7 protein-coding genes are annotated in these 12071 nt (G+C 47.1%); 5 read left to right on the forward strand and 2 right to left on the reverse strand.

What is annotated here, in order from left to right; genetic code table 11:
* Nucleotides 1-88 precede the first annotated feature (88 nt).
* A complete protein-coding gene (locus tag ACXAH6_RS12870; protein WP_474877403.1) occupies nucleotides 89-2194 on the forward strand; it encodes a TonB-dependent receptor in 2106 nt (701 codons plus the stop codon).
* Nucleotides 2195-2267: 73 nt separating this feature from the next.
* Here ACXAH6_RS12870 and ACXAH6_RS12875 read toward each other — a convergent pair whose 3' ends face one another.
* Entirely contained in the window at nucleotides 2268-4538 is a 2271-nt protein-coding gene (locus ACXAH6_RS12875; protein ID WP_474877404.1) for a TonB-dependent receptor, read from the reverse strand.
* A 387-nt stretch (nucleotides 4539-4925) separates the two neighbouring features.
* Between ACXAH6_RS12875 and ACXAH6_RS12880 the strand changes: the two genes are divergently transcribed.
* From ACXAH6_RS12880 to ACXAH6_RS12895, 4 genes are all read left to right on the forward strand, one after another.
* A complete protein-coding gene (locus ACXAH6_RS12880) occupies nucleotides 4926-5942 on the forward strand; it encodes a LacI family DNA-binding transcriptional regulator (protein WP_474877406.1) in 1017 nt (338 codons plus the stop codon).
* Between the two features lie 81 nt (nucleotides 5943-6023).
* Nucleotides 6024-7268, forward strand: coding sequence for an MFS transporter (locus ACXAH6_RS12885; RefSeq protein WP_474877407.1), 1245 nt, complete (start codon nucleotides 6024-6026; stop codon nucleotides 7266-7268).
* A 1-nt stretch (nucleotide 7269) separates the two neighbouring features.
* A complete protein-coding gene (gene treF, locus ACXAH6_RS12890; RefSeq protein ID WP_474877409.1) occupies nucleotides 7270-8817 on the forward strand; it encodes an alpha,alpha-trehalase TreF in 1548 nt (515 codons plus the stop codon).
* A 113-nt stretch (nucleotides 8818-8930) separates the two neighbouring features.
* Complete coding sequence (locus tag ACXAH6_RS12895) at nucleotides 8931-11300, forward strand: carbohydrate binding family 9 domain-containing protein (RefSeq protein WP_474877411.1); 2370 nt, start codon at nucleotides 8931-8933, stop codon at nucleotides 11298-11300.
* Between the two features lie 98 nt (nucleotides 11301-11398).
* Here the strand turns inward: ACXAH6_RS12895 and ACXAH6_RS12900 are convergent, their stop codons facing one another.
* Entirely contained in the window at nucleotides 11399-11857 is a 459-nt protein-coding gene (locus ACXAH6_RS12900) for a cupin domain-containing protein (protein WP_474877412.1), read from the reverse strand.
* Nucleotides 11858-12071 lie beyond the last annotated feature (214 nt).

Consider the following 12071-nt stretch of genomic DNA (forward strand, 5'->3'; position numbering starts at 1 on the left):
TGCTGACCGCAACGACTATTATTACGCTAATGTAAATTCTTATCATTTACATAATACAATATTAACATAGTTAAAGAGCACACTTGGAATGAAAATAAAAAGTACCACAATCGCTGTGTTATCGGCACTGGCGTGGCAAGCCTATGGTAGCGAGAACAATAAAGTAGACGATGATAGTATTGAACGCATTTCGGTACGAGGCGCTTTTTTCGGTCAGCAAGTGGCCAGCGCGGTTAAAACGCCAACCTTGTTGGTGAATGTTCCTCAGTCGGTTTCAATTATGAGCGCCGAGCAAATGGCTCAGCAAGCCATGTTCAGTATTGCAGACGTGATGCAGTACACACCTGGGGTCAGTATAGGGCTAGGTGAAGATCATCGAGACCAAATCACGATTCGTGGGCAAAACACAACCGCCGACTTTTTTGTTGATGGGCTACGTGATGACGTACAGTATTTTCGCCCTTTGTATAACGTAGAGCGCGTGGAAATTATGCGCGGTGCTAATGCATTGCTGTTTGGTCGTGGTGGCGGCGGCGGTGTGATCAACCGCGTGATAAAAAAAGCCAAAGTGGGTACTAATTTCACAGCTTTGAACGCGGGTATAGACAGCTTCTCAGCTTCGTCTGTGGGTGTCGATAACAATACAACCTTGTCTGCCAATGCTGCCATTCGTTTCAATGGGGTATTTGACACAATTGATAATCACCGTGACTTTAAAGACGGAGAGCGCTTCGCGCTGAATCCCACCTTAACCTGGTTGGCGGACAAACACACTACCATCCATGCTTCTTATGAGTATGTGAACGATGACCGTTTAGTTGACCGGGGTGTTCCATCTTTAGATGGCGAGCCGTTACGTGGTGAGCGAGATACGTATTTTGGCGACCCCACGTTTAACAATACAACGCTAGAAGCTCATATCGCGCGTATTAGTGTTGATCACGTATTAAATGAAAGCTGGACTATCAACGGCACGGCGCAATACGCCGACTACGACAAGGTTTATCAAAACCTCTATCCAGTTAATTTTAATGCAGCAGATAACACAGTGACTTTAGACGGTTATCGCGATACCACGGGGCGTCAAAATGCCTTATTGCAAATGAATGTTATAGGGCAAATTGACACAGGCACGTTATCTCATACCCTTTTGCTTGGGGCGGAATACGGTAATCAAGACACTGATAACGCTCGTAGCGATGCGTATTTTTACGATTCTCAAGATGACCAAGTAACGTTTGCCTTTACGCGTCCTTTAGCTATTCCTGACATGACCCTCACTGACCCGGTGCGCGACCGCGCGTCAGAGGTAACGTTTACGTCCGCGTTCTTCCAAGACGAAATTGCCCTAACCGAACATTGGCGTGCAGTCGTTGGTGTGCGTTTCGATAAGTTTGAAATCGATGTTGTCGACCATATCGAAGTGGCAGACGGTAGTGATGATGGCAATTCAGGGTATTTAGGTAGCAGTGATTCTGAAGTGTCGCCGCGTGTAGGTTTGATTTATAAACCCAACGATGCCATGTCATTTTATGCCAGTTTGAGTGAATCCTTCTTGCCTCGCTCGGGCGATCAGTTCTTAACGTTATCTCTTACTTCTCAGGCCTTGGATGCCGAAACTTTTGAAAACAAAGAAGTGGGGATGAAGTGGAATATTAATGATGGGTTGAGCTTTACGGCAGCTTACTTTGAGGTAGAGCGGGAAAATGGCACGGCTACCGACCCAAATAATCCAGAGCGGAGTATTTTAACGGGTACTCGAACAACGGGATATGAGTTCCAATTGGCGGGTCAAGTGACTGATGCTTGGCACATCAACGCGGGTTACAGCCATTTGAATGGCAAAGAGCAAAGCCGTGTTGTGAGTGGTCAGTTAGCGAATCGAGAATTAGCGCAAGTACCTGAGCATATGTTGACAATATGGAACTTGTATTCGCTTTCGTCGGCGTGGCAAGTTGGGCTAGGTTTGTTGTATCAATCTGAGCAATATGCCACGTTGAATAATGCGGTTACTCTGCCCGACTTCCTGCGACTCGATGCTGCTGTCTATTATCAATACAGCGAAGCCTTGCAGGTTCAACTCAATATTAATAACGTGTTGGATGAAACTTACTATCCGTCGGCACATAACGCGAATAACATCGCTACTGGCGCGCCGCTAAACGCCAAATTGAGTTTGCAATATCGTTTCTAATTCAACCGACAAACGAAAAAGAGCCAGCAATTAGCTGGCTCAAACTTAGGACAAGGGACGTTTCTTGTTATTATTAAAACAGCATGTAAGACACACTGAGTTTTGCACTTCGTGGCATGATGTAGCGGCCATTTGGCGCGTCAGGGTTACGCGGGTCACCTTCAGTGATCCCTTGTTCGTCAGTTAAGTTATCCACTGACAACAAGATACGTAACGAGTCGGTTGGCTCAAAAGTTAAGCCCACATCAATTTTCTCATATCCTTCAAGCACTACGGTGTTTTCGTTGTTACCAAAGCGGTCATCAACAGCTGAGAGGGTTGCGTAAACTGACATAAACATATCGTCGCCTACTTCAAACTCGTAGCTCGGTGTAACACGGAACTGCCAGCCAGGCTGACGCTGCGCTTCGTTGCCTTGGTTTGTCGCGCTTGCAGTGATTTCTGTTTCTTGCACTGTGGCATTTAAGTTAACGCCAAAACCTGAATCGTGGGTGTAGTTACCGTCAATTTCGATACCGTATGCTTCGTTAGTCAGTATTTCTGCTGGCTCACCCGGACGACGCACAAAGGTGTCACCTTTTACTTCGTTAGCAAACAAGGTTGCAAAAACTTGCAGGTCGTCATTCATAAACTTGTAACCCGCTTCAGCTTGGGTTACCTCTTTGATGAGGTTTTCACCGCCTGTATAGGCGTCCCAGTTATCGCGGAAGTCGTCAAAATACGGCATTTTGTAACCGCGGTTTACACGGAAGAATGCGCCTGAGAAATCAGTGAGTGCGTAGTTCACACCAGCTGTCCAAGACGTGCGGCTTTGTTCAAAATCTAACGCTTTGTCTACGCTACCGTCTAAGCCTTCATCAACAGAGTAAGCCACTTCATGGGTTTCTCGGCGTACACCCAGGTCTAATTGGATATCGTCAGAAGCGTAATAGCTCGCGGTCGCATAGAAGGCGCGTGTGCTGGCATCGCCCACTGCGTCAATGTCGTAGCTCCAGCCACAACCAGCCGGGTCGTCGTTACACGCGATGCCGTCTAGCATTTCGCCGCCTGGCTGCAATACGTAATATGCCTGGTTACCGATACTCCACCAGTCTTCTGCTTTTGTTGTGGCAGAGTAAATACCAAATGACGTGGAAAGATCATCAAATTGCTTTGATACTGCGAGGTCATTGGTGAAAGCGCTGATATCTTTCAATACTACCCAGCGACCGATTTGCTGAATTGCAGTATTGGCATCGTATTCTGTGCCTGTTACTGAGCCGGTTGCTGACATACCATTGTCTGCCACTTGACCCACTGTGGTAGCCGAACCGTCAGGTACGAGACCATAGGTATTCGCCTGTCCTGCGGTATAGTTAAAGCGGTCAACAAGTTGCCAGCCATGGCCCAAATCCAGCTTCAAGCTACCGCCGCTAACGTGTCCGTCCCAACCACGGCCGTTACCGAAATCAAAGCTTTCTTCTGTGTTATCTGGGCCATAGTGGATCGTGGCTTGGCGGCTGTTCACACCAATTTGCGTATATGACGCGTCTACACCGTCGACATTTAATGGCGTAGGTAAATACCAAGTGCCGTGGTCGTCAGTTTGGCGGGTGTAGAGGTTCAACTCACCTTTATCAAACTCTTTGGTGATATTAAGGGTGATTTGATGACCTTCTTCAGAGTTAAAACCGGCATCGCGAATACCGGGAGAGCTTTTAATATAGCCGCCCACCATGTAGTAAAGGTCGTCATCTAACTCGCCGCTTAACACTAAATCTACGCGATTCAAACCGTAGTCAGACGTGGTGTATTTTGCTAGTGCTTCTGTATCGCTGCTACCGCGCTTGAGTCTGAAGTTAGTGGTTAAACCCGGTTGTCCGTTACTCACTACTGGGTTAGGACCACCGCGTAGGCCTTCCATCATAGAGATTGTCTCGTCAATGCGGAATAACTGCGAGTTTTCTAAGAACGACAGTGTGGGCGCAGGATAAATGGGTGAACCTTCAAGGCTGATAGTTAAGAACGGTGCATCACCACCACCTGGGAATCCACGCACAAAAACGTTGGCACCTGACTCACCGCCTGAGCTTTCAGCCCATACACCGGGGATCGCTTTGAACAAGTCTGCGGTGCTTTTTGGCGCCAGGCGCTCAATATCAGAAGCATCGATATTAGTGACAGCAAAACTGGCATCGATTTTACGAATACCTGCACCACCGGGTGTACCACTTACAACAATAACTTCAGCTTGTTGACTGGCTTTTGATGCTTTTGTGTCGGCTTCTTGGGCGAGTGCAAGGGGGGCGCCTAGTGCTAGGCATACGGCACTACTGAGTAATGTGTGGCGGAATGGACGGTTCATGATGTGCTCCTGATTCATTAATTTGTTTTGGAAGCTGTGTTAAATAATGGGGGTTGTTGTTAATAATATGTTTCCCCATCGTTCAGGTTGCATAACATAAGCGTGCTTGCAAACGATTGCAAGATAAAAATGCAATCGTTTGCAAAATTAATTAACGGTTTGTTATTTCGGTGTACAGATTAATTAACACTGTGGATTTAGGCCTCAATGTCTTGTCAATCACAGGCCTGTGTTTACTTGAAGGAGTGATCAGCACTGTGAGTGTGGCGAATATTGATACGAGTTACGTCAATCATATGGCGTAAAGATCTATGTCGCTGCTTGAATAGGGGGGGGATATCGACCACTATATGAATAATACAATGCTAATAAATTGATGTTGCTAGTTTGAAATCCGAGAACAAATTGACCCTGGCTAAACTTGCTCAATTAGCTGGCGTGTCAACGTCCACTGCATCTAGGGCGTTAAAAAACAATCCACTGATAAAGCAAGATACCCGCGACCGAATACAAGCGTTGGCGTTAGAACACAATTTTAGTGTGAATGCCGCAGCGAGCCGGTTGCGCACACAAAAAACCAATGTGATTGCTGTTATTTTGAATCTTGTCGACCACACAGAGCAAAGTATTTCTGACCCGTTTCTTCTAAAGGTTGTAGCAGACCTAAATCAGGCATTGAACGCGGAAGGGTATGAGATGCTGTTGTCGAATTCTTTTATGGCCACCGATGATTGGGCAAACTACTTCATCAATAGCCAACGCGCCGACGGCCTGATCGTAGTCGGACAGGGAAAAAGCACCGAGAAAATCGACCACGCTGCAGCCGCTGGCGTGCCTTTAGTGGTATGGGGCGACCCCAATACTCAAGCGGCATACCCTATTGTTGGTGGGAACAACTACATGGGGGGAGTCACTGCTACCCAACACCTCATTGCGGGTGGCTGTAAACGTATTATGTACTTGGGCGACCCTGCGCATGCTGAATTAGGCGAGCGCCACCGAGGGTATTGCGATGCCCATGAGCAGGCAGGGTTAACACGAGATCCTTCCCTTACACGCACTATTGATATTACCAGCACGGCGGCCTATGAAGATGTGAATTCGCACATTCGACAATTCGGGCTGGATTTTGACGGTATTGTCGCAGTGAGCGATATGTTGGCGCTTGGTGCCCTTAAAGCATTAAAAGAGCGGTATGTGGGTATTCCCAGTGATGTGAGCTTAGTGGGTTATGATGATATAGCCCTTGCTGAGCTGATGCATCCATCATTAACGACCATCAGACAAAATACGAAACAAGCCGCAGAGTTAATGGTGGCAAGTCTTGTCGCCCAATTTAATCAACAGGCCGTACAATCTGAAATGGTTGATATTACCTTAATAGAGCGGCGCTCAAGCCGGTAATAATTAGTTTTTGCAAACGTTTGCAAAAAAACTGAACCACAGGTAGACTGCCGCCAAGATTAGTTAACAGAGTGTTTACACATGTCGAGAATGCTCATCGTTATCGCCATTGCGGCAAGTTACTTTGTGTTCGCTATTTTGCTCAATAGTGTTGGCACTGTCATTCTTCAGTCTATTGATAGCTTTGGCATCTCCAAGCCAGAAGCCAGTGTGTTAGAAGGGTTTAAAGACCTATCAATCGCCTGTATGTCGTTTTTAGTCGCGTCGTTTATTCCCCGCATCGGATACAAGGTGGCCTTACTTGTCGGGTTGGCGCTGGTGGCAGTTGCCTGCTTGGTTACACCTGCTATTGGTGCATTTTGGGGCGTTAAGATGCTGTTCGGCGCAATTGGAGTGGCTTTCGCGTTGGTTAAAGTATCGGTTTACGCCATTGTTGGGCAAGTGGCTACAACAACACGAGCACATTCATCGCTACTCAATAGTATTGAAGGCATCTTCATGATCGGCGTGCTCTCCGGTTATTGGATATTTAGCGCATTTATCGACCCTAACGACACCGCCAATCTGAGCTGGATGTATGTGTACTATTTGCTTGCGGCTTTGGTTGTTGTGACCATTGTATGTGTGGTGTTTGCGCCAATCGAAAAAGCACAGGTAGTAGACAAGCAATCGGCAGTAAAAGACTTTGTGGCAATGCTATCTTTGGCGTATCAGCCCCTCGTACTTATTTTTATTCTATCTATTTTCTTGTATGTCTTGATTGAACAAGGCATTGGAACCTGGTTACCCACTTTCAATCGCGACGTGCTGGGTTTGCCTGTACATGTAAGCATTCAAATGACCAGCATCTTTGCCATTTCGCTCGCGGTAGGTCGCCTTGGGGCCGGTGTAATCTTGCGCAAAGTTAATTGGTATCCGTTTCTCAATGTGAGTCTCGTGTGTATGGCGCTATTGATGGTTCTCACGCTACCTTTGGCAAAAGGGACTGACACGGTGAATATTTCATCATGGGCTGATGCGCCTGTCGCCGCTTTTATTCTGCCAATGATTGGTTTGATGATGGCGCCTATTTACCCTGTGATCAACTCGGTTATGCTAAGCGCGTTACCTACTCACCAACACGCACCAATGACGGGGTTAATAGTGGTATTTTCGGCATTGGGCGGCACTACTGGCTCGGTTGTGACTGGGTTTGTATTTGAATCTATGGGGGGGCATCAGGCTTTTAGTTTGTCGCTTATTCCAATCGCATTAATCTTAATCACTTTATTCCTGTTCCGACGCACGCAAGGACACATGGCGGATAAAGCGGCGGTAGCGGAGTAAGATGATGTTAAATAAAAACGCGACTGCCCATTGGCGAGAGGTGTTGCCATTTTTTCAAAGCGCGCTGTTTCACGATGTGCAAATGGCAGGCTTGTTCAGTGATAGCAAAACGTTCGCCGACGCTATCCCGAAACAAAGCTGGCAAGGTATTATTGAACAATACAATGCGCAAAAACTCAGTAACGGGTTTTCGCTGTCTCAGTTTGTCGACGAACACTTTGTTATTCCTCAGCCCATTAGTTTAACCTGCGAAGCGCCTGCGCTTACGCCTCATGCTTACATTGAACAAATGTGGCAAACCTTGGCAAAAAATCCAGACGAACATAGCGCTGATAGTTTAATTCCCTTGCCCTATGAGTACATTGTACCCGGTGGCCGCTTTAGAGAAATTTACTATTGGGACAGCTATTTTACTGCCTTGGGTTTGGTCGAAGCGGGCCGTTATGACATGGCTACAGCCATGGTGAAAAACTTTTTGTATTTGATCGATGAAGTGGGTCATATTCCCAACGGGAATCGTGCTTACTACCACACGCGCAGTCAACCACCTATTTTAGGCATGCTAGCGAAATTGGTTGAGCAACATCACGCCGACGCAACGCTTACTGAAGCGTGTTTACGTGGTATGGAAAAAGAGTATCAGTTCTGGATGCGTGGTGCAGACACGCTGACCGATTCCTACACGGCAAATGCACGGGTAGTTCGATTAGACGATGGCCTGTATTTAAACCGATATTGGGATGAAGACCCTAGCCCAAGACCCGAATCGTACCGAGAAGACATTGAATTAGCGAATGGCATGTCAGATCAAGACCGCCGCGCTTTTTTCCGGCATATTCGCGCCGCGTGTGAATCGGGGTGGGATTTCAGTTCACGTTGGATGACTAATCCGGCAGACCTTTCGAGTATCCGCACAACAGACATTTTACCCGTCGATCTCAATGCGTTGTTGTTTTTACTGGAAAAACAACTGAGCTGCCTGCACGACCGTTTGGGTAATGCTGAACAAGCAGATTATTACGCTGAACAAATGCAAGCCAGACAGACGGCCATGAACCGTTATTTTTGGTCACCTGAAAACGGGTTTTACTTTGACTACGACTGGCTGCAGCAAACGCGTTGCAATGTGTATTCAGTTGCTGCCGTCTTACCACTTTTTGTAAAGCAAGCGAGTGCGCAACAAGCCGAATCAGTAAAAGGCTATATCGCTCGTGAGTTTTTACATGCGGGTGGTGTGGTTACTACCTTATGTGACACTTACCAACAATGGGATTCACCAAACGGTTGGGCACCCTTGCAGTGGTTTGCTAGCGAAGGATTGGTTAACTACGGTTTTGACACATTAAGCGAACGTATTCGCCGTCATTGGCTTGAAGGTATTGAGCATTGTTTTGAAAATCATCACACGATGTTAGAGAAATATAATGTTGTGGATTTCAAACAAATGGCAAGCGGTGGGGAATATGCAGTGCAACTTGGCTTTGGTTGGACCAACGGTGTGACGCGGGCCTTTTATACACAACAAAGGCAATTGTCTGAATCAAACTAGTCGTTATTCACGCAGATAGGTTACACTGACAAAAAGAACAAATATTGTACACTTTGTCTGCGTGAAAAAATGCATAAAGTGTCGGCGCGAAAATAAAAACAAGGACTGTTTATATGCGACACTTATTTCTCGGTTATCTGTGTGTAGTGCTGCTGGCCTTTTCTGTCGTAGCACAAGCGCAAGATCAAGAAGCCATTCAGGCAACGCGGCCTGGGCATAAAGAGTTGGCACACAAGCCCTTTGGGCTGGCACCTACAGACAGTGTGACCATTCCCAATTTAGCCGCGACGATTACTCTTGATGGTAAGCTTGATGAATCCGTTTGGCAGCAAGCCAACACTCTTACCCTCGATTTCGTCACCCGCCCATACAACAACACGGCGTCACCGGTAAAAACCATTGTGCGCTTATTCGAAGATGGCGAAACCCTATTTGTCGCGTTTGAAGCATACGACCCAAACCCCCACGCTATTCGCGCTTTTTATCGGGATAGAGACCGCATCTGGAGCGATGATTTAGTTGGCATTAAGCTCGACACGTTCAACACGCAGCGACTGGCGTATCAATTTTTTGCTAACCCGCTGGGGGTGCAAGCCGACTCGATTCAAAATGAAATGACAGGCGGCGAAAGTGACAGCTGGAATGCGATTTGGCAATCTCACGGTGCCATTAATGACAATGGCTATATCGTTGAGTTTGCCATTCCACTTCGCACCATGAACTTTGTGGAACAAGATGGCGATAAAATCTGGGGCGCTGAGTTTGTGCGCTTTTATCCACGCAACGAGCGTTTGCGTATGGCCAATATTCCGTGGGACAGAGACAACGCCTGCGACCTTTGCCAGTTGAGTAAGGTAGAAGGTTTTAGTGATGCTACCCAAGGTAATAATTTGGCGTGGGTGCCCACCTTGGTGTTGGGAGCCGGTCGAAGCCGAGATGGTCTAGCTACAACCCAATGGGACTACCACAATACCGCTGAAGTGGGGATGGATGTGAAATGGGGAATCACGCCTCAGATGTCGCTGCAAGCAACGTTAAACCCCGACTTTTCTCAGGTAGAAGCAGACACAGCGAGAGTGAGTATTAATAACACCTTTTCGCTCTATTTTTCTGAACGTCGGCCGTTTTTCGTCGAAAATGCCGACTACTTCTCCTCTAATCAGAACCTAGTGTATACCCGTAATATTGTTGAACCTGATTTTGGTGCCAAGCTAACTGGCCAGCATGGCGCGCACTCGGTGGGTGTGTTTGTGGCAAATGACAATATTACCCGCTTTGTGGTCCCCGGCAACCTGAGTTCCGATGTGGCCGAGTTAGCCGAAGAAACGACAAACGGGGCCTTGCGTTATCGCTATGACGCATCGAATGACCTGTCAGTCGGCTGGGTGTCTACGCTGCGGCAAGCCGGCGATTATCGCAACCTTTTGAATGGGATTGATGTGAAATACCGCTTAACCCAAAAAGACACCCTTCGTGCGCAATATGTGTATACCGATACCCAATATCCCACAACACTATTTAAAGACTTTTGTGACAATGATTGTACGACGGCGTCTGACTATTCAGAAGTGGCGACACGTACTCAAAAAGCGGACCTTCATGATCGTTCGTGGCGTTTGCGGTACCGGCATGAAGAAAAAGATTGGTACATGTGGGCTAATCGGTTTGAAAACGGCAAAGACTTTCGGGCTGACTTAGGTTTTGAAACGCGCGCCGATTGGAATAAATCTGAACTGGGAGGCGGCTATTATTGGTGGAATAGCAACAGTTGGTGGAACCGTATCCGCATCAACGGCGATTGGGACATTACCCACAATGATCAAGGTGAATTATTAGAACGGGAAGTCGAAGCCTATGCCAGTATTCGAGGGACTTGGCAGTCGTTTTTGGAAATTGGTCATTTACGTCGTGATCGCGTGGGCTTGCGGCAAGACAATACAAATTTGGCCATTACTGGGAATAGCACTCGATTTCAGGAGTCTTCCAGTAGTGTATACATGGAAACCAGACCCAACCCGCTCGTTTTCTTCAGTACCTTTATTCGCGCGGGTGACCAAATCAACTTCACCAATAATCGTTTGGGTGAGCAATTGTTTGTTGAATCACGTTTAGATATGAATATTGGTCAACACGCACAAGTGCGATTTAGGCAGGTTTACAGCGACCTCAACGCTGCCGAAGAAGCTTTGTTTACTGCTCGTATTTCCGATGTCAGAGTGACCTACCAGTTTGACGCGAGGCAGTATCTGCGCTTGATAGTGCTTTACAGCAATATAGACCGGAATGCGCGTAACTATATTGAAGAGGTTGCCCCGTTAACGCGAAAGTTGGGGGCGCAACTGCTGTATTCCTATAAAGTGAACCCGCTAACTAAGTTTTTTGTGGGAGTGGCGAGTGCAGGCATAGAAGAAACGCCGCTTACCGCGATGCGCGCTGAAGAAGAGTCAGTGTTTATGAAGTTCAGTTACGCATATTTGCAATAAGACAAGGGTACAGGACTACAACAAACCACTGAGCGACTTAGCGTATTTCGGCGCATCTTTGCAAATGGTAACGCACTCCAGCAGACAGTCGATGTAGGTTAAATAAATTTAGTTAAATCGGGGTGCGCTATTTCTATCCAGTGAGCCAATGCCGGTTCGTCGATAAAACTAAAATCAGCAAAATCAAACCCCGGGGCGACCGAGCAGCCGACCAGCGAGAAGTCTCCGGTCGACTCCGCCGCTTGATAGTGGCCCGCTGGGATCACTGCCGCTAAATCTTCATCGTGCCCACCCAGTCTGCGCTCTTTGAGTTGCTGTTGATGTAAGTCGTACAGTCGTAGCGGTGCACCGTCATAATGATTCCAAATTTCGTCGTGAAGCACGCGATGAAAGCGACTGACTTGCCCTTTGACAAGCAAAAAATAGATGTGCGTTACTGCTGGACGAGAGAGGCCGTGAACCGGTGAGCGAACTTCGTAATCTGAACGGTATATTTGACGATAGTAGCCGCCCTCTGGATGAGGTTGTAGTTTTAGTTTTTCGACTAAAGGGTGCATGTTATGTCTCCGCTTAACCGACCAACTGTTGTGGTCTAAACAGCGTGTTGTTTTTTTAAACTATACCGATTACAAGTGAAAATGTTAATAAAACTTTAACAACATATGTTGCTTGTCGGAGGTGTGCTGCGTTTGGTCTGATCGCTCACTCCCTGCTGAACTTTTTCTCGCCTCATTTAGTACCCATATACGCAACACAAAAAATAACGAGCCA

It is taken from the genome of Alteromonas sp. ABE4_545 (genome assembly GCF_056161325.1).